We start from the raw sequence: 24,651 nt of genomic DNA on the forward strand, positions 1-24,651 counted from the left end.
ACACGATCGAAAAAGGCAAAAGGAGAGAGGCATGGGCCTGGCGCAGGAAAAATTCGTCGCGGCATTTTGCGACGCCTGGGGCGACGGTTCGGACGAGAGCCGCCCCGATGTCGAAAAGATATTGTCGATGATGGCGCCCGACGCCGAATGGCAATTATGGGTGCCGGGCGGTCCGGTCATCAAAGGACATGAAGCGTTGCGCGCCGAAATTCATCGGCAGATGGCTATGGCGACCAACAACAAATGCAATATCGTCAATGTGCTTTCCAGCGACACGATGGTGATGCAGGAACGATCTGACACGGCCATGATCTATGGTCGGCCTTGCCCGCATCAGATGGTCGCCATCTACGAACTGGATGGCAATGGCCTGATCCAAAGGTGGCGCGAATATCTCGACATGGCCGATCTCACCCGGAAAATGGGCGTCGGCGAAGACGTCGCGGCCCACGGCTGATCGCCTCCGCCCACCTTGTCATCACATCATGAAGGAAGCTTGATCCATGGCTCGCCTGTCCAGCAAGATCGCCGTGATTACCGGCGCAGCGTCCGGTATCGGGCGCGCAACCGCGCTGCGTTTCGCGCAGGAAGGGGCCACGGTCGTGGTCGCCGACATTAATGGACAGGGCGCCGCGACGGTCGTGGCGGAGATCGAGGCGGCAGGAGGCCGCGCGCTGGCCATTACGGTCGACGCCGGGGTGGAGGCGGACCTCCAAATCATGATCGAGCAGACGGTCGACACATTCGGTCGCATCGACATATTGTACAACAACGCGATTCTGACGGCGGCTGCGGCTGAGCCTTCGGAAAATGACCTGCTGGCGTTCGATGCGTCCGTTTTCGAACATATCATGCGCGTCAATGTGCTCGGCGGGGTGCTGGCCTGCAAATATGCGATACCCCATATGCAGCGGCAAAAGGGCGGCGCGATCCTGTTTACCTCATCGACCAGTTCCCTGGGCGGCGATGTCGCCCAATTTTCCTATGGCGCGTCGAAAGCGGCAGTGAACTGGTATGTGAAGACCATCGCTACAAGCTTCGGGAAGCAGGGCATCCGGTGCAACGGCATCATCCCCGGCGTGATCCAGACGCCCTCCATGCTCGCTTGGGCCAATGAAGACATGCGCGCCGCCTTCCTGCGGCTGCACAACAGCCCGCGCCTGGGCCTGCCCGATGATATTGCCGCGCTGGCCCTGTTCCTGGCATCCGACGAAGCGGCCTATCTCAATGGCGGCCTCTATCTTGCCGATGGCGGCATCAGCGCGTCATTGCCGTTCGTGCAGCTTCAGCGCGACTTCATGTTGAAACAACCGGGTGCCGATGTCGCATGATGCGCATCAGGCGGTTGGCCATTGGCGTCACAGGCCGCAATGAAGGTTCGCCAATATGACGGCGAATCGCGGCTTCGCCTGATGAGAGGCGGTTATTCAACCTAATTGCGCTATCAGACGAGCAGAGCCATGATCTTCAAAGGCCGTGGTTAGGCGGAGATGATTGATCACGTTGATTTCCCACCCATAATTGACCACCGGCGTCGTTAACCAGCCAATATAGACGCCCCATATCAAACAGCGGCCGAACTCGGTGAAACTGTCCTCGAACGACGGCGCATCGGCGACGCCTTCGGCCGCCAGCCTGTCTAGATAGAAGCGGACCAGGTCTTTCTCATGCGCGCGGCGATCCTCCACCGACAGCGCCGTCGTCACCAGATAGCTGACATCATGCATGTGATGGCCGCGACAGGTGAGTTGCCAGTCGAGCAGGCCGCCCGATCCATCTGGCAGCAGATAGCTGTTGCCGATATGCATGTCGCCCTCGACCAGCGTCTGGGGCAGACTCTGCTGGTGCCGGTGCAGCGCCAAGGTGCCGTTGCGCAGGTCCGGGCCGGTCGTGCGCAGCCGCTGCACCATTTCGCGCTTGAACGACACGGTGTCGATTTCATGCTGGATCAGCGGCTCGGCCCCCACCATCATCAGGTCCGCAACCTTGCCCTCGACATGGCTCCCCGCCCAGGCCAGATCGCCGCCGGGCCGCAGGCGCGGGCTTTCCCAGAAGCGGGCGTGGAGCTTCGCCTGCTGCGACAGGATGGACCGCACCGTGTCCAGCGTCACCGGTGACAGGACGCTTGGAAAGGTCGCGCCGCGCAGGGTCAGGTCTTCCAGCACGATCGCAAAGTCGCTCGATTTCGCATCGAAGCCCGCGCCGAAACTGCGCGGCGTCTCCAGGTCCAGTTCGGGGCGGACGCGGTTGTAGAAATTGACTTCATTTTCGTAGAAGGGCGCCAATATCTTGTCGACGCCGCGCGCGACCTTCACGATCAGGCGGGGGGGAAGGTCCTCAGGACCGCCCGGTCCATAGCGGACATTGACGATCACGCGCCCGGCCGTGGACACGAACTGCTCGCCATAGGTCTTGGCCTCCACCATATCGACATGGGTGACGGTCACGCCGGGCACGGCCTGCGCCATCAACCAGGTCAGATAGGCGGGCGTGATGTCCGCCGCCGATGTCGGATGCGCCAGTGGGTCGGCCATGCAAAGCTATCCTTTCCTGTTTATTGTATCGATACGCCTAACCGGCCATGATCCCGCCATCGACCGCCCAGCAAGCGCCATGCACCCGGCGCGCGCGGTCAGACGCCAGGAACAATAGCGGTTCCACCACATCCTCTGGCGGGCAGGGCGGCCGCATCCCGGTGTAGCGGGCCAGCAATTTGGGATCGGCAAAGTCGGGAAACCGCATCCCCCGCGTCATTTCGGTTCGCATCGGGCCGGGGGCGAGCACGTTGATCCTGACCGGGCTGTCCATCATCTCCATCGCCAGCGAGAGCGTAAGGCCGACAAGGCCGAATTTGGACGCGGTGTAGGGGGCCAGATAGGCCTGGCCCATGAAGCCCGCGGTGGACGCCACGCTGATGATATTGCCGTGGCTTTTGACCAGATGCGGCATCGCCGCCTGCATCAGGAAGAAGGGACCGGACAGGTTGGACGCGATGGTGCGATGCCATTCGTCGGCCGTGACGTCCGACAGTTGGTGGAACATCACATCGGCGGCGATATTGCACAGCACGTCCAGCCGCCCGAACGCCGCAATGGCGGCTGCGATCGACGCGGCGCAATCATCGGCATGGCCCAGGTCGAAGGGCAGTTCCACGCTGCGGCCGCCCGCTTCCCCGATCAACCGCGTGGTTTCGTCCAGCTTGTCTGCGCTGCGCCCCAACAGGCACAGCGCCGCCCCCTCCCGCGCGAAGGCCAGGCTGGCGGCACGGCCCAATCCCGATCCTGCCCCGGTGACGAGGACGACCTTGCCGGCAAATTCCATCACCAGCGCCGCCGCCATTGCGCCCCGCGCCTACGTCGACGGAGGGCTTCGTCACGCTGCTCTGGCGTCACCACGGGCGTATCGCTGGGCAGGTGCGCGCGTATCTTGGCCGCCGGCACGATTTTCAGCAGCGGCTCCGGCCCCGAACTCGCGCCGGTCCAGCGCAGCATCAGCGACCCCTCCAGCCGCCCGGCCGGGTCCAGCCAGTTGGGCACGCCGGGATCGTCGATCGCGATCACGGCGCGAAACCGCCCGTCGCTGTCCAGAACGGCCTGGCCGCCATTCAGGCTCGACTGGTGGTTGATCCAGTCGATCGTGTTCCACAGCGGATCGTTCAGCTGCACATTCCAGTAGCGGACCTGATCGGGCATCGCGGTGTCGATAATCATCGCCTCGCCCGGTTCCAGCCGGAAGATGCCCTGATAATAATGTTGCCCGGCCACGCCGCCACGCCCGGCCCAGTCGTCATATTCTAGGCGGTTAACAAAGCCCTGCGCCCGCTGCTGCTGGCCATAGCCCAGCGCGAAACCGGCATAGCGTTCGACGAAGGCGGACAGGCGATCGAGCCGATGCACGATCTCGGCCGCAGGCATGGGTGCGCCGCCCACGGGCCGGTCGACCCTCTCGATCGCGATCCGCAAGTCCCGGCCCATGCCCCAGTCATAATAAGCGTGGCGCAGGCCGATGGTGACGGCGCGCGGATCGAGCGGAAACCAGTCGCCCGCATGACCGTCCGGCCGTTCTCCACCGACCAATATGTCGAACGCCCCGTCGGGTCCCAACGTGCAGGCGTCAAGGTCGATCATGCCGACAGACGGCCCCAATTGCTCCATCGGCCCCAGCCCACCCGCGACCAGATCGATGAACACGAACACGCCGTCGCCGCGCTGGCCCGACAGCCGGTACACCCCCCCGCCATCGATCCGCGCCGCGCCATAGATGAAGTCGGGATTGACCCCGACGGTGTTCAGGACGCTGCTGACCGATGGCACGAAATCGGGCCGGTCGGCGTCGGCAAAGGCGGTCTGGTAGCCGGTGGCCAGCGCTGCAAAGAGCAGGCGGTGCGTCTCCGCCCGCGCCTGAGGGTCTGCGGGGTCCGCCAAACTGTCCAATACGCTGTCCGCTTTGGCCATCGTCTCCAGCCAGGCGCGCCAAGCGGATGGATCAGATATAGGCACGGTATGTCTCGATATATTCGGCGAACCGGTCGCTGACCTGATCGGTGGTCAGCCCATAATCGGCCAGCGTATAGCTGCGCGGGCCGTGCTTTCCCGCCGGATTGTCGTGGAGCCAACCAAGGATGCCGGCTTTCGAGTCCGGCGTGAAATTCCAGCCGAAATGGTCGTAGGCCGCGCGGATGGTGGCGACTGGATCGGCGACAAGATCCTTGTAGCGCATGTCGTGGATCGGCAGGTCGGGATGCGCCTTTCGATAGTCCATGCTGCACTTCACCCCGTCCCACCAGAGTTGCAGAAACTCGGCCCCCAGCGCGTGCAGGTCCAGATCGTCATAGGATGGCCCGCGAATGACGCTGATCAATTGCGAGATAGAGGCGATGACGGTGGTGGGGTCGCGATGCGGCTGGATGAAGATCGCGTCGGGATAGACGCTGCGCAATGCGGGCAGCTTGTACATATGCTCCTGAATCTTGAGCACCCAATGTTTCCCCGGATGACGCCAACCCAGATGCTGGAGCCACATCTTGTGCACCTCATAGCGGAAGGTCGCGTCGATCCCCTTGAACCAGTCGTAGAAGCGGGGAAGCTTCTGGAACATGCAGGGATTGCTGCTCTGGAAGGATGTCGTCATGAACGATCCGCATTCCTGCGGTATCTTCGCGCCCAGCGGATGGGCCTTCAGCAATTCATCGGCATCCGCGCCCAGCTGCGCGCGCAGATGCGCGTCGAAGCGGGCGATGCGCGGGTCGGTGTCCGCCGTCGCGGCCTCTGGCGGGGGCGAGGGTTCGGCTACTTCCCACATCAGCGGGGTGCGGATCTGCGGGTCGCCATCCATCAACGCATGGAGGAAACTGGTGCCGCAGCGGGGCAGGCCCAGGATGAACAGTGGTTGCCTGATCTCCACATCGGCAATGTCGGGATAGCGCGCGCGATCGTCGGCGATGGCTTTCAGGCGCGACAGGTCATCGTTGACGATATGCAGGGCGCGGGCATGACCGTTAGCGTTGAGGTCGCGGTCCTCCGCCATCGACGCCAGCAACATCGTCAGGCCGGGCCTCACATTGTCGCGCAGATAGCCGGGCAGGGGATGGCGGTCCAGAAGCGTATCGGCGTCGGGGAATTCATGGGCGCTGCTGATCGTTGCCATGGCTCAGATCCCCACCGGATAGAATATCGACTTCTGGTTCTGATATTCGTGCAGCCAGTCGGGACCGTATTCGCGCCCGACGCCTGATCGCTTGTAGCCGCCGATCGGCGCATAGCTCATGCGCCCAGTGCCTCCGTTCAGCATGACGCTGCCTGACCGGATTTGCAGGGCCATTTCGTATCCCTTGGCCGCGTCCGCCGTCTCGACGCCGCCATTCAAGCCGTAGCGGCTATCATTGGCGATGCGGACCGCTTCCTCGTCACTGTCGAAGCCGATGATGCAGCCGACCGGGCCGAACACCTCTTCCTGCGCGATGGTCATGGCGTTGTCGACATCGTCGAAAATCGTGATGTCGGTGAAGAAGCCCTTGTCCAGGCCCGCAGGCCGCCCGCCGCCATGGACGATCTTTGCGCCTTCGTCGCGGCCGATGGCGATCAGATTTTCGACCTTGCTCCGCTGCGATTCGCGGATCAACGGCCCCATCGCCACGGACGGATCGATCGGATCCCCGATCTTGAAATGGCTGGCGACGGCGCAGGCGGTTTCCACGAACGCCTTGCGGATGCTGTTATGGACGACCAGGCGGGTAAGGAGCGCGCAGCCCTGACCCGCATTGACGGACAGTATGGCGACCGCCATCGCCGCCGCCCGCGCGACATCGGCATCGTGCCGCACGATCAGCGCCGACTTGCCGCCCAGTTCCAGATGCACGCGCTTCAGCGTCGGGGCGGCCTGCGCCATGATCGCCGCGCCGACGCCTTCGGACCCGGTGAAGCTGATCAGGTCGACGCGCGGGTCGCTGGTCAGCATCGTGCCGACCTTCGGCCCGCCGGTGATGACGTTCAGCACCCCCTTGGGCAGGCCGATTTCCTCGGCAATCTCGCCGAACAACAGCGCCGAAAAGGGTGTGAAAGGGGAGGGTTTCAACACCAGCGTATTGCCCGCCAGCAGCGCCGGCACGATCTTGGCCAGATTGATGAGAAAAGGGAAATTATAACCGGTGATGCCCGCGACCACGCCCACTGGCTCGCGCACCACCGTTGTCCCTCCCATCTTGCGCGGGCCATCGGGATCGAACGGGTTGGGCGTGATGTCGATCGGCAGGCGGACGCTGTCGTCGCGGGTCGAATGGTCCAGCGCGGCGAGCAGATGGTCGAGCGGGTTGGCGACCTGCATCCCGCGGGTCACGCCCTGCGCGCAGCCGACCTCCGCCACGATCAGCGCGACGATCTGCGGCCGTCGCGCGTCCAGCGCCGCGTGCATCCGGCGCAGATAGGTCGCGCGCTCCGACATCGCCATGCGCGGCCAGAGGCCATTGTCGAACGCCTCGCGCGCTGCCGCGATAGCCGCCTCCGCCTCCGCTGCATCGCCCACGGGCGCGTGGCCGATCACCGCTTCGCTCGCCGGATTGATGATGGCGTCGCGCTCTGCGCCTGCGGCAACCCATGCGCCGTCGATGTAGAGTTTGTCGATCGTTGTGAAGGGGATGGTCATGGGTGGATATCCTGTCCGGGCCGCAGGATCATCTCCGCAGCGTTAAGGGCGATCGCCATGGCTGGCGCATTGGTGTTGCCCGACACGATGGTCGGCATGATGGAGGTGTCGACCACGCGCAGGCCGGTGACGCCACGCACGCGCAACTGCGGGTCGAGTACGGCGTCCGCATCCGCGCCCATCCGGCACGTCCCGCAAATGTGGAAGGACGTGCCGCCAAGACCGATCGCATTGGCCAATATGTCCTCGTCCGTCTCTATGCCCACGGTCTTGCCCGTCTCCGCGACGATCCAGTCCTTGAGCGCGGGTTGCGTGGCCAGATCGCGGAGCCAGCGGAACAGGGCGACGAAGTGCCGCCGGTCGGTATCGGTGGCCAGGTGATTGGCGTCGATGACGGGCGGCGCATCGGGATCGGCGGAACTGATCCGCACCTGCCCCTGGCTGTCGGGCCGGAGATAATAGGCGATGACGGTCATCCCCGGATAGGGGTCCAGCGCCACCGCGCCCTTGGCATTGGTATGGAAGGAATAGAGCCCCAGGCCGATCTGCGCATCGGGCCGGTCGGGCGACGCCTGCGTCTTGATGAAGCCACCCACTTCATGCGCGGCGTGGGTCAGCGCGCCCTTCGATCCGGAGATGTAGCGCAGGACCGATCCGATGAGGCCCAGGCCAGACAGCTTCTGGTTCAGGCTGTTGCCGCGCACCTGATAGGTGAAACCCAGATAGCGATGTTCGCGCAGGTTCGCGCCGACGCCGGGCGCATCGACCACCACCGGAATGGCCATCGATTCTAGCAGGGCGCGGGGGCCGATGCCCGACAATTGCAGCAATTTTGGGCTCTGAATCGCGCCGGCCGACAGGATGATCTCGCGCCGTACCGCAACCTCATGCACGCCATGCTTGTCGCGCAGCAGGATGCCGCTGGTCCGTTGTCCATCGAACAGGATGCGCTGGACGTCGGTGCCGGTCGCCACGGTCAGGTTCGCGCGTCCCCGCACCGGTTTCAGAAAGGCGCGCGCGGCGGAAAAGCGCTTGCCGCGATAGGTGGATGTTGGCTGATAGCCCATGCCGCCCTGCGTGACGGCGGGGATGTCGTTCATGTCGTCGACCCGCTGCGTCCCGGCCTGCGCCGCCGCGTCCAGGAACGCCTCGCACAGCGGGTCGCCCGCTGGATGGACGCTGACCTTCAGCGGCCCGCCAGTGCCGCGCCATGGCTTCGCGCCCAGCGCATGATCCTCTAGCGCGACGAAGTGACGACCCATCCGGTCCCAGCCCCAGCCGGTGCAGCCTGCCGCTTCCCATGCGTCATAATCGGCGGGCGCGCCGCGCACATAAACCATGCCGTTGACCGAACTCGACCCGCCGACCGTTCGCCCCTTCAACCAGATTTCCTGCGGCCCGTTGCCGCCCGGCGATACGGCATAGTCCCAGACATGGGCATTGCCCGGCGCCAGCAATTTGCCGATGCCGCGCGGCATTGCGATCAGGGGGCTATTGTCATCGGGTCCAGCCTCGACCAGCAAGACGGTGACGGTGGGATCGGCGGACAAGCGGTTGGCAAGGACGCAGCCGGATGATCCTGCGCCGACGATGATATAGTCATAGCCATGCAGCATCATGTTGTTCCGGTTCCTCGCCATGACGTTACAGACCACAGACCCGTCCATTGCCCCACCTGTCCTGTGATAGGGGGGCGGGGGTGCGCGCTGTCATCGTCGCCATATTTCCGCTTGGCTTGGCGGGGAGGGCTTGCCATGCGTTTTGGGATGAAAGCGAGATTTGCAGATCATGGCCCCGTCGCGCAGAAATTGCTGCTGGCGGTAGAGGAAATCATTGCCGAGCGCGGCATCGAAGGGGCGTCGATACGGGAAATCCTGCGTGTCGCGAAACAGGGGAACAATTCCGCCATCTATCGCCATTTCGGGTCGAAAGACCGCCTGATCCGGGCGATCTACGACATTCGTCAGGCGGAAGTGGATGATTGCCGGATGACAAGGATGCAGCGTCTGCCCAAGTTGCCGGACGACATTCGCGGCTTGCTGGAACTGTTCCTGCTGCCCGTGCTGGACGCGTTTGCAGGGCGACAGCGCTGGATCTATTCGCAATTCATCCTGCATCTGATCCTCAACGACCCGTTCGATGAAGCCTTTGATACAAGGCATGAAGAGCCGGCGGTTCGCCTGGTGCATCAGGCGCTGCGCACGCGCTGCGCCGATATGTCGGATCAGGTATTCACCATGCGCCTTTCCGTGGCGGTGACCAATTTCCTGATGGGGGTCAGCTATGGCGATCGTGTCGCCAATCTGACCGGCGGGCGCTATCCGCAGTCCGATCAATATCTGGAGGATTTGATCGCCACCGGTTGCGCCTTGCTGATGCAGCCGCCCTTCGACGATAACGACGGGACGGCCGGGTCGGCGGCGAACCAGGGTTGCCCTTTCCAAGGATAGGCTGTGTAAAGGCGATCGTCTTCTAACTCTCTTGCCAATGCTGGCAAAAGTCAGGCCCGCGCGGTCGTGCGGCTTTGCGATTCAGGGAGAGACGGATGACGAAACGGCGCAAGCCAGTCTGGGCGCAGATCATGCCGATGCCCGGTGCGAATCTGGTCGGCATCGCTCAATCCCTCGAAGCGGCGGGCGTGGAAGGGCTGTGGGCGCCGCAGATGTTCGGTGCGCCCTTCACGACATTGGCCGCCGTGGCGCCGGCGACGCAGCGGGTCAAGCTGGGGACGGGCATCGCACTCGCCTTTGTGCGCAGTCCGCTCGAAACGGCGTGCAGCGCGATCGATCTTGACCTTGTCAGCGATGGACGGGTCGTGCTGGGTCTGGGGTCCAGCGCGCAGAGCCAGGTCGAAGGCTCCTTTGGCAGCGTCTATGGCAAGCCGCTCGCCCATATGCGGGAAATTGTCGGCATGATCCGCGCCATCGTGACCAAGGGACATAGCGGCGAACTGACGGAACTGGGCGGCGACTATCATCGGCTGGACCTGTCCCATTTCCGCCTGCTGCACCCGCCCGTGCGCGCGCACATCCCGATCATCCTGCCCGCCCTGTTTCAAAAGGCCAGCACCCAGGCCGCTGAGATCGCCGACGGGTTGCTCGGTCACCCCCTGTGGAACGATGCCTGGATTGATCGGGAAGTGATGCCCGCCATCAAGGCTGGGCTGGACCTGTCGGGCCGGGCGCGGGATGCTTTCACGCTCAATATATCGATCTTCACCGCCATTTCCGATGACCGGCGCGAGGCGACGGACGATTGTCGGGCAACGATCGCTTATTATAGTCAATCGCCCCAATATCTGCGTTATTTCCAAGAGATCGGCTTCGGGCGAGAGGCGGCGGCGATACAGGCTGCGTTCGCGCGGGGGGATTATCAGGCGATGACAGCGGCGTGCACGGACGCCATGGTGAACAGCATCGCCATCATCGGTCCGCGTGACGAGGTGCGCGATCGCGTGGCGCAACGCGCGGCGCAGGCAGACGCGATCACGCCGGTTATCCCCCATTATGGCCTGTCGCCCGAAAAATCGGCGATATATGGTCAGCGCATTGCCGACGCCTTTTATGACTGACGTCGCACACCGGCCGGTCGCGGCCATGGCGGGAGGCGGTCTTTATAATCGCCATTCCGGTTTACAACAGGCCAATCTGCAAAGCGCGCTCCCCTTGCTGGAAGCGGCAGCGCGCAGCATCGGCGCGCGGTCGCACGGGCCGGTCACCATTGTCGACTATGGCGCATCGCAAGGGCGCAATTCGATGGTGCCGATGGGGTCTGCCATCGACCTTGTGCGAGTCGGGGATGGATCGCGCGCAGTCCAGATCGTTCATACCGACCTGCCTTCCAACGATTTTGCCTCTCTGTTCGCGGTGCTGGACCATGACCCCGCCAGCTACATGGCGGGGCGGGACGGCATTTACCCCAGCGCAATAGGGCGGTCCTATTTCGATCAGATATTGCCCGCGTCCAGCGTGGATATTGGCTGGTCGTCCAACGCATTGCACTGGATGAGCCACAGTCCTGTCGCGGTGGACGATCATGGCTGGGCCATATTCAGCCAATCTGCCGAGGCGCGCGCCGCCGTTGATGCCGTTCTGGCGGACGACTGGTTGCGGTTCCTGGAGGCGCGCCGGGCCGAGTTGCGACCTGGCGGGCAGCTGATCTGCCAATTTATGGGGCGCGGTCCCGACAGTCATGGCTTTGAATGGATGGCCGGGCATTTCTGGCAATCGATCCTCTCGCTACGAGAGGAAGGGTGGCTGACCATGGCGGAAACGTGGCGGATGACAGCGCCATCGGCGGGTCGTTCCATCGAACAAGTCGCCGCACCCTTTGCGTCCAATGGATTGCCCGGACTGGTCATCGACCATCTCTCGCTGGTCGAATCGCCAGATCCCTATTGGGACGCCTATGTGAGAACGGGCGATGCGGCGCTGCTGGGGCGGCAATGGGCTGCGATGATGCGGGCGGCCAATGGCCCGAACCTGATCGCCGCCGTCGATCCGTCACGCGATGCCGCCAAACTGCTCGACCTGTTGGTTGATCGCCTTTCGGCGCGGATCGCCGCTGACCCGCAACGCAGCCAGGCGTTCAACATCCTGCTCGCGGTCCGTCGCGATGCATAGGGCCGATGCCCGATCATAGCTTCGGCGATGGGAGAGATTATGGACTGGGATTCCTCTTTCGACATAGTGTGCGTGGGGTCGGGCATCGGGGGCCTTTCCGCAGCGCTGACGGGGGCACAGTCCGGCGCGCGTGTCGTCGTGCTCGAAAAATTCGTGCAGTTGGGAGGCGTGTCGGCGCTTTCTTCCGGTCAATTATGGCTTGGCCCCAACCATCTGGCGGAAGAGGCGGGCATGACCGACAGCATGGCCGCCGCCAACGCATATCTGGGACATTTGCATCAGGGATTCGCCGTCCCCGCCCTGCGCGACGTCTATTTCGAACATAGCCGGCAGGCATTGCGCTATTTTACCGACGTCATCGGGCTGGAAATGCAGGTGGTGCGCGGCTTGCCGGACTATTATTATCCGCTGGTCGACGGTTCAGCGGCGCAAGGGCGCTATGTCGAGATAAAGCCATTCGCCGCCGATCGGCTGGGCGATCTGGCCCACGACGTTCTCGCGTCTCCCTATGGCGATGGCTATAGCTATACGACGTCAAACGAGTGGATCGACATGCAGGACGGTGGCGCGTTCATCGGCGACCGTCTGGCGCAGCATCTGGCGGCGGGCGAGCGGTGCGCTGGCGCGGGACTGGCCGCCGCTCAGGTGGTCGCGGCGGTCGAACGGGGGGTGGCACTGCACGCATCGAGCGAAGTCGTGCGGCTGGTCGTCGAAGATGGGGAAGTGCGGGGCGTCATCATGCGCGATGCTTTGGGCGACCACGCCATTCAGGCACGGCTGGGCGTCGTGCTGGCAACGGGCGGCTATGACTGGCGCGCCGATCTTGTCCGCGCGTTCGATGCCCTGCCGCAGGCTGGCAGCATGGCGCCGCCCAGCATCACTGGCGATCATTTCGCCCTCGCCGCTGCGGCTGGCGCGCTGCCTTTGCCCGCGCGCGCGCCGTCGCAAACCCCTATCTTCCTCGGTTATGCGGTGCCGGGGGAAAATATCTATGGCCAAGCTTCGACACGGATGTGGTTGCCGGGCGCACCCCACAGCATCGTCGTCAATCGCAAGGGCCAGCGTTTCGCCGACGACAGCTTCTATCCCGATCTGGCGACGCGGGTGGCGCGGTTCGACGGGCAGGAAGGCGGGCTGGCGAATTGGCCCGCCTGGATCATCTTCGATCAGGACATGCTCGACAAATATGGCCTGCTGCCGGCATGGCCCGGCCAGCCCTTGCCCGATGGCATGGCGATTTCCGCGCCGACGCTTGAGGCATTGGCCGGCAAGACCGGAATTGACCTGCCTGGCCTGTGCGCCACCGTGGAGTCTTTCAACGATTTTTGCGCAGATGGCGTCGATCATGATTTTGGCAGGGGCAAAATGCCTTGGCCCCGGATCATGACCGGCGACCCGCGCCTGCCATATCCCAACATGGCCCCGATTGCGCGCGCGCCCTTCCATGCCGTGCCGCTGATGCGGGTGACGATGGGCGTGCCGACCGCCGGATTGCCGATCGACATGGACGGGCAGGTGATCGACCCCCATGGCAAACCCATCTGCGGCCTGTATGCGGCGGGCAATGCGGCCGCGTGGCTCGACTGGGGCGGGGGATATAATAGCGGCATCGCGAACATGCGCGGGATGCTTTACGGCCATCGCGCCGCGCTGGCCATGACCAGGCAGCAGGGAGAAGAAGAGTGATCCGCTACGATTATTCAGGCAAGGTTGCGTTGGTGACGGCAGCGGCAGGGGGCATCGGTCAGGCGACGGCGACGGCCTTTGCGCAGGCAGGCGCGCATGTATTGATGGCCGACATCAATGCCGACGGCGGAGAGGCGACGGCGGCGGACTTGCGCGCGCAGGGGCATGACGTTCTGTTCCGCTGTGCCGATGCCACTGTGGAGGCTGAGGTCGCCGCGCTGGTTCGTGAAGCTGTCGATCATTTCGGCGGCCTGCATGTCGCCGCCAACATCGCGGGTGGCTCCACAATCAGCGCGACGGGGCCCGACCTGCATCTCCAGCCGCTCGACGGCTGGGACTTTACCCAGCGCCTGTCATTGAACAGTGTTTTTCTGGGCATGAAGCATCAGATCGCCCATATGATCGACCATGGCGGCGGTGCGATCGTCAACATCACCTCGCTCGCGGCCCTGCTGCATGTCGGCGCGGCGGGCGCGGCCTATGCTGCGGCGAAGGCGGGCGTGATCCGCCTGAGCAAATTTGCAGCCGTCGCCTATGCCGATCGCGGAGTGCGAGTGAACTGCATTGCGCCCGGCGTGGTGCCGACGGAGGCATATAAGACAGCCGGTGAGGACATAGCGCAGGCGATCATTGCCGATCTGGTGACGAACCAGCCGATCCGCCGCGCCATTACGCCCGAAGAACAGGCCGCCACGATCTTGTGGCTCTGTTCCGACGCGGCCGCGATGGTGACGGGGCAAGTGCTGCCGGTCGATGGCGGGTGGAGCGCGAAATAGCGCAATGTCCTAAAAGATGAGAAGGCAGGCCAGAGCCGCACCTGTGACCGCCACCCAGCCCTGGAACAGCCAGAGCAGCATCAGCGGCGCATGGCGCAATTCCATGAACTCACGGCCGACCAGCAGCACTTTGGCGAAGGCGAGGAGCAGGATCAGCGCGCCGCCGATCCTGGCGTCGCCCAACCCCATCGTTTCAAAAGACAGCAGCGTGGCGGCGACCAGCAAGGCCCAGATCAGCGTGAGACGGCGGCTCATACCAGATACAACAGTGCAAACAGGATGATCCACAGCAGATCGACGAGATGCCAGAAGGCGCCGCCGCCTTCGATCACGCCGATGCCGCCGCGTAACGCGCCCCTGTTGTCGAACCGCGACACCGCAAAGGCTAAAACGCCCAGGCCGATCAAGACGTGGACCAAATGAATGCCGGTAAACATATAGTAAAATATGGAAAAATCGTTGCTGTTGAGCGTGAAACCCTGCGCGATCTTCGCGCTATATTCGCACGCCTTGACGATAACGAAGCCGGTGCCTAGCGCCATCGCCCCCAAGAGGAGCGGACGCGCGCGGCGATCATCGCGCCGTACCGCCGCCAACGCCTGCGCGACCAGCAGGCTACTGGTTAGCAGCAGCAATGTGTTGAGCAGGCCAAGCCCTCGATCAAGCAATGCCTGCGCGCGATCGAACAGGGCCGGCTCCTGACGCCGGGCGACTGCGTAGGTCATGAAGAAAATAGCGAAGGCGACCAGATCGCCCCCGATGAAGACCCAGACGCCTTCTTCGCCCGGCACATGGCCGCGTGCGGCGCGGCGCGGCGGGTGGATTGCCTCCTCGTTCATGCCTGCGTCAAGGCGTCACGCCGGATCGCACCCAGCATCGCGACGATCATCAGGTTGAACCAGATGGCGAACACCACCGCCGGCACCCAGAAAGCCAGAACGCCATTCCACGCAAAGGGACCGACCTTGAACAGGCCGACTGCCAGGCCGGGCAGTAACAGCACCCCGGTCCACAGGTTCATATAGCCCAGCCAGCGTGGCAGCACCGGTTGCGCCCGTCGGTCGCCCAGAATGACGATGCCGGTCACGATATTCTGAACGAAAGCCGGAACGGCGGGCATCACGAACAGGAAAAAGGCGATGTCGCTCATGATCGCGATCGTCGTGTCGGGATAGTCCGGGCGGTAGGCTGCGACGGTGAAGAACAGCCCGGCCAGAAAGACGGTGACGAAGCCTGCCGCACAGATCATCAGGAAGGCTAAAGTCAGCGGCGCATGTTCGCCCTCGATCTTCTTCAGAAAGGTCGCGATCGCCGCCGCGAAGGGAAAGAATAGCGGCGAGGAAGCGGCGATCAATATCCCGCCGGTCAATATGCCGTCTGGTGCGCGCGATAGAAATCGGCCACCTGGGCGGCGGGCATGGACGGGGGCAGCGGCGGAAACATCTGCGCCAGCGGCCATATGCCCAGGAACAACAATGTTCCGGCCAGCGCGCCCATCAGGGTGCATATCTTCATCGTCAGGCTGTTGCCGCCCATGGCTTTCCTCCCCCGGCGCGTGGATTGCGCGCCCGGCGTGAAATTGCCAGCCGGGAAGCGCAGGCCACCCGCCCTCCGATAGGGTTATGCCGACCGCTGCTGCCTGCACAGAGAAGCAGAGCCGACCGCGCACCATGGATGCGGCGCTGATCGCGGGAGAGGATGATGCAGGACATCGAAGCGAACAAGGCGGTCGCCCGCCAATATATGCAGGCGGTCGAGGAAGGGGATATCGCAACGCTGGAGGCTTTGCAGCATCCCGACTGCCAGTGGTGGATATTGGGCTATGGCGACATGAGCCGTGCCGACTTTATCGCCAGCGTGACCAGCGGTTTGCTGTCGGCGCATCGACGGATGGCGCAAGTCGTGGGCATCACGGCGGAAGGGGAAAGAGTAGCGATCGAGGTGCGGGGTGAAATGCACTTTCCCGACCGGGTCTATCGCAACGAATATCATAATCTTCTGGTTATACGCGACGGGCAGATCGTGTCGGGACGTGAATATATGGATACGCGCGCAGCCGCTGAAGCCTTCGCGCCGGAAGGAACCGGACGATGAGCGGCCCTGTCCCTCTGAACGAATATGACGATGCCGCCGTCGAACGGATCACGCATTTTGTCGAAAAACTGACGGGTGGCAAAGTCGTCGGTCTGGAACGGCTGGTGCGCTGGCGTCCATCCTGGTTTGCCGATGTGGCGATCGACGGTGCGGTGGCGCGATTGCATCTGCGCGGCGACCGGGGCGGCGACGTTTCGATCTTTCCCGATCTCAAGCGGGAGGCCGATGTGATCGACATTCTTCACCAGCACGGCCTGCCCGTGCCGCAAATCCATGGTTATCTGGCTGACCCGCCCTGTATCGTCATGGAAGCCATTGCGGGCACGCGCGATTTTTCCGCGCTGGACGAAACAACCAAAAGCGCGATCGGGTGTGATTATATGCACGCGATCGCGGCGATGCACCGGCTGCCGATCGAGCCATTCGTCGCCGCTGGCCTGCATCGCCCCGAAGGCGCGGAGGCGATCGCGCTGGCGGGGCTGGACGCCTATATGCCGCATTATCAGCGAACGAAAAGCCGTCCCGAACCGCTGCTGGCCTTCGTCATCGGCTGGCTGCGCCGCAATGTGCCGCGTCATCGCACCCAGGCCAGCTTCATCCAGTTCGATTCCGGGCAATATCTGGTCGATCAGGGCGCGATGACAAAGCTGTACGACTTCGAATTTTCCATGATCGGCGATCCCTTGGTCGATATTGCCACGATGGGGATGCGCAACAGTTATGAGCCGCTGGGCGCCCCCTTGCCTGAACTGGTCCGTTATTATGAGGAAGCGACCGGGGAGCCGGTGGATCATGATGTCGTGCTGTTCCATGTGCTGCAATTTTCGCTGCTGGGAACCATGCAGTTTGCCGGCACGGTGGGCGTGCCCAAACCGGGCGATCCCCATTCGGTCTATCTGATGTTCGACCTGGCGCTGCGCCGGTCCATCCTGCTGGCGCTGTCGGCCCTTTCCGGTGTCGCACTGCCTGATCTGCCTCCGTTGGCCGAACAGCGGGGCGACAATTGCCCCTTGATGGCCAAGATCGCCGATACGCTGGCCGGGGTGCCGGTGTCTGACGAAGGCGCGCAGATGCAGAAGGCGCAGGTCGCCGAATTGATCGAATGGGCACAGCGCGCCGATGCCCATGGGGCGGACATGGTCGCGCGCAACATCGCGGATGTGTCCGCGCTGCTAGGCGAGTCCTTCGATGGCTGGGATGCGGCTGCCGCAGCGCTGGAGGGATATGCGAGCGCGGTGGAGCCGGACCAGGACGCTGCGCTCATTCGTCTGCTAGGCACGATTGAGGGGCGGCGGCTCCAGCTCTTTGGTCCCACCGCGCTGGGGGCGGCGGCGAGCCATGTGGTGTTGCCCGCGACACGCTGATTATGCGCTCTATCGGGCTGGACGGAGAGAGGGATAAGGATGAGCGACAAGATAGTGCTGGTGACGGGGGCCACGCGTGGGCTGGGTCGCGGGATCGCGCGTGGGCTTGCCGCGCGCGGACATATGGTCGCGGTCACCGGCCGTGACACCGCGCAGCTGGCCGATGTGGTGGCAGAGATCGACCGCGCAGGGGGCAGGGGGCTGGCGCTGCAATGCGACCATCGCGATGACGATGCGGTAGCGGCGGCTTTTGCGACACTGGCGGACAGGACAGGAGGGCGACTGGATCTGCTGGTCAACAATGCCGCCGCCGTTCATGCCATGGACCTGATCGCGCCGGGCGGCTTTTGGGAAAAATCGCTCAAGCTGGCGGACATGATCGATGTGGGTCTGCGGTCATCCTATGTCGCTGCCTATCATGCCGCGCCGCTGATGGTCGCGGCCGGCCGGGGGCTTATCGCGACCATATCCTTTTATGGCGCAGTGTCATATTTCCATGGACCGGCCTATGGCGCAGCGAAGGCAGGGGCCGACAAGATGACCGCTGACATGGCGATCGACCTCGCCCCCCACGGCGTGTCGGCCATATCGCTATGGCCCGGTTTCATCCTGACCGATGCGGTGCGCGCCATGCCGCCCGACATGCTGCCCGAAGACTTGCGCGCGATGCTGCCAACTTGGGAGACGCCGGAATTTTCCGGTTTGGTCCTTGATCGCTTGATGGACGATCCCGGCCTTACCGCCCTTTCGGGTAAGGCGCTGATCGGTGCGGAACTGGGCGAGCGCTATGGCGTGCGCGATACCGACGGCAAGCAACCTGTGTCCTATCGCGCGACCATGGGCGCGCCGATAGCCTTTCTGCCCTGATGCCTTCAGGTGCGGGCCTGCATCGCGCCAAAGCAGGCGCGCAATTCTGCGGCGAACAGGTCAGGCTGCTCGAACGCGGCAAAATGGCCACCGACGGGCAGCTCGTTCCAATGGACCAGATCGGGATAGCTGCGTTCCGCCCAGCGGCGCGACGGGCGGAAGATTTCCTGTGCGAAGATGCTGACGCCGACCGGCAGGTCGAGTCGCTGCGCCTTGAATGCGCCAGCGCTTTCCCAATAGAGTCTCCCCGATGACGCGGCACTGTTGGTCAGCCAGTAGAGGTTGATGATGTCCAGCATCTCGTCGCGGGACAGCGCGTCCTCTGCCGCACCTTCATTATCGGTCCACGCCTGGAACTTCTCGTAAATCCAGGCTGCCTGCCCGACCGGGGAATCGGCCAGAGCGTAACCGATCGTCTGCGGCCTTGTCCCTTGGAGCTTGGCGTAGCCGGCATCATGGTCCTGATAATATTGCATCCGCTCGACCGTCCTGGCCTCGGCGGGGGTCAGGTCGGCAAAGTCGCCAGCTTCGGGAAAGACAAGCGGCATGTTGAGGTGGATGCCCGCCAGTTCCGGGGGCGCGGCCATGGCGATGGCGGTCGTGACCGCCGCGCCCCAATCGCCGCCTTGTGCAAAGAAGCGATCATAGCCCAGCCGCCGCATCAGGGTGATCCAGGCATCGGCGATCTTTTCGACGCCCCATCCAGTCGCGGCGGGTTTGTCGGAAAAACCATAGCCGGGCAGCGAGGGGATGACGAGGTGGAAGGCGGGCGCGTCGGGCGCAGGGTTGCTGAGTGGCCCGATGACCTTCATGAATTCCAGCACCGATCCGGGCCAGCCATGAGTTAGGATCAGCGGCACGGCATCGGGACGAGGGCTGCGCACATGCAGGAAGTGGATCGACAGGCCGTCGATCTGTGTCATGAACTGGGGCAGGGCGTTGAGCGCCGCTTCGCACCGCCGCCAGTCATAGCCATTGGCCCAATAGGCGCACAGGTCGCGCATCGCGGCGATCGGCGCGCCCTGGCTCCAGTCCGTAACCGTCTCCGTCGCGGGCCAGCGCGTGTTGCTGATACGCTGGTGCAGATCGTCTAACGCATCCTGCGGCACGGCGACGGTAAAGGGCGTGATGGAATCCGACATGGCGCTTTCCCCTGATCTTTAGAAGGTGACGCCCAGCGCTTCGACCGTTCGCAGATCCTCGCCAGCGACGAAGATGCGCTCGACGATGTGCATCCCCTTCTGGCCCCACTCGTCCATATTCGCGATCCACGCCTGCATCGCATAGGGCGGCCACCGGCGATAATATTCCCACAATGTCTCATCGTCCGGCACATTTTGCGCCCCGGTTTCGACCAGGCAGCGGCGATAATGGCGCAACAGGTCGCGTTCGTTTGCGCGTCGCTCTTCGATCGTCAGCGCGCCCAGAACGAAATAGGTGAAGTCGCGGATCGGCCGCCCCTTGCGCACCAGTTGCCAGTCGAGCCATACGCGCTCGCCATCGGGGCGCAGATAGCTGTTGCCCTGATGGCTATCACCATGGACCAGGCACCATGGACCCTGTTCCTTATGCTGCGCAAAGTCAATTAGCGCGTCGAACACGGTATGCAGGCGCGACAGGTCGCCCTTGATCCAGCCGGGCAGGAATGCTTGATATTCCGGCTTTACGTGGTTCTTCTCGGCAAAACCGTACATCATGTGGAGTTGCTGCACGTCCACCGGCGTCACCATCGACACCGGCAGCCAGTCGGCTGCGTGCAGCACCGGGCTGTCCCAGAAGGCGCCATGGATTTTCGCCAGGCTGGCGACGGCGCGTGCGGCTTCCTCCACCCCCATATGGTCGGTGGAGACGCCGAAATGGCCGCCCTCGATCGACAAATCCTCCATCACGACCAGTCCCTGCCCGCTATCCTCGCGCGGATCCCACGCCTCGAAGAAGGAACGGGGCGCGGGGAAGGCGACGAGACGGCGAAAATCCTCGTAGAAGCGGGCTTCCAGCCGGCAGATGCCTTGGCTTTCGAACTGCGCCCAATTGGCTTTCAGGCAGACATTTTCTGGGATGCCCGCCGCCCTGCCGACATCGTTGAGCGTCAGCTTCACCTGATATTTGGTCGTGTGACTATTGCGTAGGAAAACCTGTTCCATATCCTCGACGACAATGCCGGGATAGCGCGACTGCATGATTTGCGTCAGCCAGTCGGCAGTCACATCGTCCAGCCGGGCGGGGATGCCGACCGGATTTGCGAGACTTGTCATGGCATCATCCCTTATTTCATTTTCTTGAGTTCGCGCAGCGCGCGGTTGGCCGCAATGCGGCCGGCAATGCCCGACACGCCGCCACCCGGATGCGCGCCCGCGCCGCCGATCAGAAATCCGGGGAAGGGCGGCTTGGGACCGCCAAAGCCGGTGGCAGGGCGATGCACGCCCGACCGCAGCGCGCCGAAATCGATATGGGTGACGCAGCCATTGGTGACGTTCAGCCGCTTTTCCCGCTCCCGCGCGGTTTCGACGAAGCGCCCTACTTCGGTGTCCAGTCCGTCATAATATTCGCCCAGATGGTTGATGATCGAGGACATGGTCTTGTCCTTGAGTGCCGGCGACCAGCCCTCGCGGGCATCCACCGCCATGCCCGGCAGATAGACATAGGCCAGCGATCCGCCCGGCGGCGCCTGCGTCGGGTCGCTGTTCGACAGCGGGCTGAGCGACATGGCGTGCCGGTCGGGAATGTCGCCGCGCCGCGCGGTGGCGAAGGATTCGCGCACTTCTTCGGGGGTGCCGATCAGGCCGACCGCCTTGTTCAGGTCCGCATCGTCATGCCGCAAATCCTGATGCTTCTTCAATGTGAGCGGTCCCGACATGGCGATATTGGCCAGGAACGGCGCGGCGTTCGAGCGATTGGCTGGCGCATGTTCGATCCGCTGCATCAATGTGCGATCGACCCCGCCCGGCGTCGTCAGGCGCATGGCGGTGCGCGGGTCGCAGGTGGCGATGACCATCTTGGCGCGGATTACCCGGCCATCCTCCAGCCGCACGCCCTTGGCCGCACCATCATCGACGATGATTTCGGCGACGGGGGCGTTAAGCTGTATCGTCGCGCCGGACGCTTCGATGCTGCGCGCCAGCGCGTCGGAAAAGGACTGGAGCGACCCGATCGGTTTGCCGGTCCCATATTTATGGGTGACGGCAAAGATCATATAGGCCGCTGCATTGCCATCATCATCGACTGGCCCGGCACCTGCCGCGATGCCCAGCAGCAGGGCGATGGTGGCGGGATGTTCGAACCGTTCGCACGCGACCTGATCGGCGGTCGCTTTCGACATGGCGACCAGTTCATCCTTCAACCGTACGTTGCGCACGGCGCTGCCGATCATCTTGGACAGGTTCTTCATGTCCGGGCGACCCGGTTCCGCCATCATCATCGGAAAACCGATGTCCATCATGACGTTCAGCGTCTCCATGAACTTTAGATAGGCCTTGCCGTCATTGCGGCTGATCCGGGCTATATCCTCGGCCGTGCGTTTGTAATCGTAGAATAAAGCGATGGAACTGCCATCGGGGTGCAGATAGGCATAGGTCGGATCGGGATCGACGGTCTTGAGGCCATATTTGGCCAGCTTGAAATCCTCGATTATGCCCGATTTGCGCGCGAATAGCAGTTCCACCGCGCAGGGCGTGACCAGATGTTCGGGCGCTTCCGGGATCATATAGCCCGAACTGGTCATCCCTCCGACCTTCGCCATGCGTTCGACCACGACGACCTTCTTGCCCTGGCGCGCCAGATAGCCTGCGGCGGCCATGCCATTATGGCCCGCTCCAATGACGACGACGTCCACCTGATCGGTCATGCTCTCTGTCCTTTGCTGCTTCAGGCAGTGGCGGCGGCGGTATAGGCCTTGCCCCATTCGGCCAGCGCGACCAGGCGCGTCTTGCGATCGGCTTGAATCTGGGGAATTTTTGCTTCGTCCGGCCCGTCCGGCACAATCACCAGCGGTTCCTTGCCCAAGCTGGCCAGCGCCAATGCGCACACGTCGGAGGGATCATAGGCGATGCTATAGTCCATCCCCAGCCCTTCGGTCGCGCGGCGCAAGGTCGGCGTGTCCATGATCGGCGCGGCGACGCCGACAATGTCGATATTCTGGCCATCCAGCTCGGCCCAGAGCGACTCGACGAAATTCAGTTCGAACGCCTTGGTGGCCGAATACATGACAAGCCAGGGCTGTCCGCCTAGGCCAGCGCCGGACGACATGATGATGACGCCGCCTTTGCCCCGCGCCAGGAAGCGATTGCCAAAGCCATGGACCGCCTCCAGCACATTGGCGGCATTCATGGTCAGCAGCCGCAGCGACCGTTCCACCGGCGCGCCAAAGAAGCTGTTGCCCGCGCCGTCCGCACCAGCGTTGGAGATATAAAGGCCAATGTCGAGATCGGCGGTCGCTTCGACCAGGCGCCCGCCCGCGCCGGCTTCGGTAAGGTCGGCCGCAATCGCCCGAAATACGATGCCATGGTCGTTGGCAAGCTGCTGGCCCAGCGCTTCGAGCGCAGGCAGACGGCGGGATACCAGCACAAGATTGATGCCCATTGCTGCTAACTGCTGCGCATAACAGGCGCCCGTTCCCTCAGACGCTCCGGCGATGATGGCCCATGGACCATAGGATGCGGCAAAGGCAGCGGAATCGAAAGCGGGCAGGTCGATTTTACGCATCGGGTATCAGTCCTCTCTTGGCGCCGGCCATTTTGCGGCCTTTCACGGCTTTGGCGGAACACTATAAGGCGAATGTCTTCGCGCGGCCTATCGTGCGGAAGGGCGGTCGCTATGCCGCTTAGGAATCCAGCGGCGTCCAGCAAGGCGTGCCCGCCTTTTCCATCGGCCCGCATTGCGACACGCGCGTCGTCCCATTGTTCGCGATCAGGATCATCCAGTCGCCCGTGTCGCCGCAACCGATCGCCCATACCGCGTTGGCGCCGATGTCGCCGCGAAACAGCGACCGATTCGTCGATGTGCAGACCTCGCCCGCATCGTGCATCAGCTTAGCAAAGGCCTGCGTGCGTCCCGCCGCGTCTCTCGCCTCTATGGCGTTGCTGTGCCTGTTGCGGCTGCTGCCGGTGCGATGCGCTTCGGCAATGGCGATCGACAGCCCCAGCGTGGCGGCGATCATTCCGGTGGGCACCAGCGTCCATAATAAGGCGCGGCGCAGATCGCTGCCGCTATGACCGCACGCGATGCAGCCTTTTCCAAAACCGTTGATCGGCGCGCGGCATTTCGGGCAATTCATGACCTTGCCCTATCGCGCACCTCTTTGTGCGGGCCCTACCAACCGACAGGCGCAAGCGCGAAGGCGCAGCATAATTCTATAGACTATGGAATCGTTTCTGAACCAGCCCGATATGCGCCCGCTTCCGGTCCCGACCGCCGCCTTCGCCAGCGCGCCATTGCGATCTCCCTCGACATTGCGGCAGGCGGTGGTTGATCGCCTGCGTGACGCCATCGTGTCTGGCGCCCTATCGCCGGGCACTTTACTGCGTGAAACCGCGCTGGCCGCCAGCCTGAACGTCAGCGCCACGCCGATCCGCGAAGCGCTTGGCACGCTGGCGTCCGAAGGGCTGGTTGAGATCGAGGCGCACCGATTGAAGCGCGTGACGCCGATCGATTTTCCCGCGACGCGCGATCTGCTGCGCGTGCAATGGGAATTGTGGAGATTGGGCTATGCCTGGGGGATGAGCAGCATCGGTGTCGAGCAAAATGCGCTGCTCGATCAGGCGATCCTTCGCTATCGCACGGCGCTCGACACCGGGGACCATGCCGGAGCGATCGCGGCAGGCCTTGATTTTCATACCATCTTTATCACAGCATCGGCGAACCGGGAATTGCTGCGCTCCACGCTCGACCGGCGCGGGTTGATCGCGCGCTTCATCCTGCTGCACGGCTTGCAAACCCTGACGACCATCGGCTTGGCCCAGCATCAGGCGATTCTGACCGCATTCAGGGCCGGCGATCATCCCGGCGTAATCGCCTGCCTTGACCATATGGCCACACGCCTGATCGCCATCGCGCAGGCGGGCTGTTCACCGTCAATCGCTCATCAGACCTTATAAAAGAAGAGAC

26 protein-coding genes are annotated in these 24,651 nt (G+C 63.4%); 11 read left to right on the top strand and 15 right to left on the bottom strand.

The genetic code is table 11. The features are described 5' to 3' along the window. The first annotated feature begins 31 nt into the window (after nucleotides 1-31). Nucleotides 32-457, top strand: coding sequence for a nuclear transport factor 2 family protein (locus V473_RS16735; protein WP_066607626.1), 426 nt, complete (start codon nucleotides 32-34; stop codon nucleotides 455-457). A gap of 46 nt (nucleotides 458-503) precedes the next feature. Beyond that, nucleotides 504-1,331 (top strand): SDR family NAD(P)-dependent oxidoreductase, encoded by an 828-nt coding sequence (locus tag V473_RS16740; RefSeq protein ID WP_066607628.1) that lies wholly within the window; start codon nucleotides 504-506, stop codon nucleotides 1,329-1,331. 96 nt (nucleotides 1,332-1,427) lie between these two features. Here the strand turns inward: V473_RS16740 and V473_RS16745 are convergent, their stop codons facing one another. From V473_RS16745 to V473_RS16770, 6 genes are read right to left on the bottom strand one after another with little or no spacing between them, the layout of a single operon-like run. After that, complete coding sequence (locus tag V473_RS16745) at nucleotides 1,428-2,534, bottom strand: phosphotransferase (protein ID WP_066607629.1); 1,107 nt, start codon at nucleotides 2,532-2,534, stop codon at nucleotides 1,428-1,430. 37 nt (nucleotides 2,535-2,571) lie between these two features. Then, the gene (locus V473_RS16750; protein WP_244884458.1) at nucleotides 2,572-3,339 is read right to left on the bottom strand and encodes an SDR family NAD(P)-dependent oxidoreductase; all 768 of its coding nucleotides are present in this window, start codon (nucleotides 3,337-3,339) and stop codon (nucleotides 2,572-2,574) included. Next, nucleotides 3,321-4,454: a hypothetical protein gene (locus tag V473_RS16755; RefSeq protein WP_066607632.1), complete on the bottom strand. Its 1,134-nt coding sequence runs from the start codon at nucleotides 4,452-4,454 to the stop codon at nucleotides 3,321-3,323. The genes V473_RS16750 and V473_RS16755 overlap by 19 nt, the downstream gene beginning before the upstream one ends. Nucleotides 4,455-4,485: 31 nt before the next feature. Then, a complete protein-coding gene (locus V473_RS16760; protein WP_066607635.1) occupies nucleotides 4,486-5,646 on the bottom strand; it encodes a sulfotransferase family protein in 1,161 nt (386 codons plus the stop codon). A 3-nt stretch (nucleotides 5,647-5,649) separates the two neighbouring features. Next, nucleotides 5,650-7,140 carry an aldehyde dehydrogenase family protein gene (locus V473_RS16765; protein ID WP_066607638.1) on the bottom strand — a complete coding sequence of 497 codons (1,491 nt, stop codon included), beginning with the start codon at nucleotides 7,138-7,140 and terminating at the stop codon, nucleotides 5,650-5,652. Next, the gene (locus V473_RS16770; RefSeq protein WP_066607639.1) at nucleotides 7,137-8,759 is read right to left on the bottom strand and encodes a GMC family oxidoreductase; all 1,623 of its coding nucleotides are present in this window, start codon (nucleotides 8,757-8,759) and stop codon (nucleotides 7,137-7,139) included. Before V473_RS16770 ends, V473_RS16765 begins: the two co-directional genes overlap by 4 nt. Before the next feature lie 147 nt (nucleotides 8,760-8,906). Here V473_RS16770 and V473_RS16775 point away from each other — a divergent pair, with 147 nt between their 5' ends. From V473_RS16775 to V473_RS16795, 5 genes are all read left to right on the top strand, one after another. Beyond that, nucleotides 8,907-9,590, top strand: coding sequence for a TetR/AcrR family transcriptional regulator (locus V473_RS16775; RefSeq protein WP_165363583.1), 684 nt, complete (start codon nucleotides 8,907-8,909; stop codon nucleotides 9,588-9,590). Nucleotides 9,591-9,685: 95 nt separating this feature from the next. Then, a complete protein-coding gene (locus V473_RS16780) occupies nucleotides 9,686-10,711 on the top strand; it encodes an LLM class flavin-dependent oxidoreductase (protein WP_066607643.1) in 1,026 nt (341 codons plus the stop codon). Further along, complete coding sequence (locus V473_RS16785) at nucleotides 10,704-11,762, top strand: class I SAM-dependent methyltransferase (protein ID WP_066607646.1); 1,059 nt, start codon at nucleotides 10,704-10,706, stop codon at nucleotides 11,760-11,762. The genes V473_RS16780 and V473_RS16785 overlap by 8 nt, the downstream gene beginning before the upstream one ends. 39 nt (nucleotides 11,763-11,801) lie before the next feature. Next, the gene (locus V473_RS16790) at nucleotides 11,802-13,448 is read left to right on the top strand and encodes an FAD-dependent oxidoreductase (RefSeq protein ID WP_066607650.1); all 1,647 of its coding nucleotides are present in this window, start codon (nucleotides 11,802-11,804) and stop codon (nucleotides 13,446-13,448) included. Further along, nucleotides 13,445-14,224, top strand: a complete 780-nt coding sequence (locus tag V473_RS16795; RefSeq protein ID WP_066607651.1) for an SDR family NAD(P)-dependent oxidoreductase — start codon at nucleotides 13,445-13,447, stop codon at nucleotides 14,222-14,224. Before V473_RS16790 ends, V473_RS16795 begins: the two co-directional genes overlap by 4 nt. Nucleotides 14,225-14,233: 9 nt before the next feature. Here V473_RS16795 and V473_RS16800 read toward each other — a convergent pair whose 3' ends face one another. From V473_RS16800 to V473_RS24440, 4 genes are read right to left on the bottom strand one after another with little or no spacing between them, the layout of a single operon-like run. Further along, nucleotides 14,234-14,479: a cytochrome C oxidase subunit IV family protein gene (locus tag V473_RS16800; RefSeq protein ID WP_066607652.1), complete on the bottom strand. Its 246-nt coding sequence runs from the start codon at nucleotides 14,477-14,479 to the stop codon at nucleotides 14,234-14,236. Beyond that, nucleotides 14,476-15,063, bottom strand: coding sequence for a cytochrome c oxidase subunit 3 (locus V473_RS16805; RefSeq protein WP_066607654.1), 588 nt, complete (start codon nucleotides 15,061-15,063; stop codon nucleotides 14,476-14,478). Before V473_RS16805 ends, V473_RS16800 begins: the two co-directional genes overlap by 4 nt. After that, nucleotides 15,060-15,578, bottom strand: a complete 519-nt coding sequence (locus V473_RS16810) for a hypothetical protein (RefSeq protein WP_244884460.1) — start codon at nucleotides 15,576-15,578, stop codon at nucleotides 15,060-15,062. The genes V473_RS16805 and V473_RS16810 overlap by 4 nt, the downstream gene beginning before the upstream one ends. A gap of 11 nt (nucleotides 15,579-15,589) precedes the next feature. Then, nucleotides 15,590-15,760 carry a hypothetical protein gene (locus V473_RS24440; RefSeq protein WP_244884462.1) on the bottom strand — a complete coding sequence of 57 codons (171 nt, stop codon included), beginning with the start codon at nucleotides 15,758-15,760 and terminating at the stop codon, nucleotides 15,590-15,592. A 162-nt stretch (nucleotides 15,761-15,922) separates the two neighbouring features. Here V473_RS24440 and V473_RS16815 point away from each other — a divergent pair, with 162 nt between their 5' ends. The 3 genes from V473_RS16815 to V473_RS16825 are packed head-to-tail and all read left to right on the top strand — an operon-like array spanning nucleotide 15,923 to nucleotide 18,549. Beyond that, a complete protein-coding gene (locus tag V473_RS16815; RefSeq protein WP_242495985.1) occupies nucleotides 15,923-16,318 on the top strand; it encodes a nuclear transport factor 2 family protein in 396 nt (131 codons plus the stop codon). Continuing rightward, nucleotides 16,315-17,682 carry a phosphotransferase gene (locus V473_RS16820; RefSeq protein ID WP_066607658.1) on the top strand — a complete coding sequence of 456 codons (1,368 nt, stop codon included), beginning with the start codon at nucleotides 16,315-16,317 and terminating at the stop codon, nucleotides 17,680-17,682. Before V473_RS16815 ends, V473_RS16820 begins: the two co-directional genes overlap by 4 nt. Nucleotides 17,683-17,721: 39 nt before the next feature. After that, nucleotides 17,722-18,549 carry an SDR family NAD(P)-dependent oxidoreductase gene (locus tag V473_RS16825; RefSeq protein ID WP_066607662.1) on the top strand — a complete coding sequence of 276 codons (828 nt, stop codon included), beginning with the start codon at nucleotides 17,722-17,724 and terminating at the stop codon, nucleotides 18,547-18,549. Between the two features lie 5 nt (nucleotides 18,550-18,554). Here the strand turns inward: V473_RS16825 and V473_RS16830 are convergent, their stop codons facing one another. The 5 genes from V473_RS16830 to V473_RS16850 form a co-directional block, all read right to left on the bottom strand. After that, nucleotides 18,555-19,691: an epoxide hydrolase family protein gene (locus tag V473_RS16830; RefSeq protein ID WP_066607678.1), complete on the bottom strand. Its 1,137-nt coding sequence runs from the start codon at nucleotides 19,689-19,691 to the stop codon at nucleotides 18,555-18,557. 18 nt (nucleotides 19,692-19,709) lie between these two features. After that, nucleotides 19,710-20,804 carry a phosphotransferase gene (locus V473_RS16835; RefSeq protein ID WP_066607681.1) on the bottom strand — a complete coding sequence of 365 codons (1,095 nt, stop codon included), beginning with the start codon at nucleotides 20,802-20,804 and terminating at the stop codon, nucleotides 19,710-19,712. An 11-nt stretch (nucleotides 20,805-20,815) separates the two neighbouring features. Beyond that, complete coding sequence (locus V473_RS16840) at nucleotides 20,816-22,393, bottom strand: phytoene desaturase family protein (protein ID WP_066607684.1); 1,578 nt, start codon at nucleotides 22,391-22,393, stop codon at nucleotides 20,816-20,818. A gap of 20 nt (nucleotides 22,394-22,413) precedes the next feature. Beyond that, nucleotides 22,414-23,250: an SDR family NAD(P)-dependent oxidoreductase gene (locus V473_RS16845; protein ID WP_066607700.1), complete on the bottom strand. Its 837-nt coding sequence runs from the start codon at nucleotides 23,248-23,250 to the stop codon at nucleotides 22,414-22,416. A gap of 118 nt (nucleotides 23,251-23,368) precedes the next feature. Then, nucleotides 23,369-23,821: a hypothetical protein gene (locus V473_RS16850; protein WP_242495986.1), complete on the bottom strand. Its 453-nt coding sequence runs from the start codon at nucleotides 23,819-23,821 to the stop codon at nucleotides 23,369-23,371. Nucleotides 23,822-23,933: 112 nt separating this feature from the next. On the opposite strand from V473_RS16850, the gene V473_RS16855 reads away from it, so the two are divergent. Beyond that, nucleotides 23,934-24,641, top strand: a complete 708-nt coding sequence (locus V473_RS16855; RefSeq protein WP_066608669.1) for a GntR family transcriptional regulator — start codon at nucleotides 23,934-23,936, stop codon at nucleotides 24,639-24,641. Nucleotides 24,642-24,651 lie beyond the last annotated feature (10 nt).

It is taken from the genome of Sphingobium cupriresistens LL01 (assembly GCF_001046645.1).
Lineage (GTDB): Bacteria > Pseudomonadota > Alphaproteobacteria > Sphingomonadales > Sphingomonadaceae > Sphingobium > Sphingobium cupriresistens.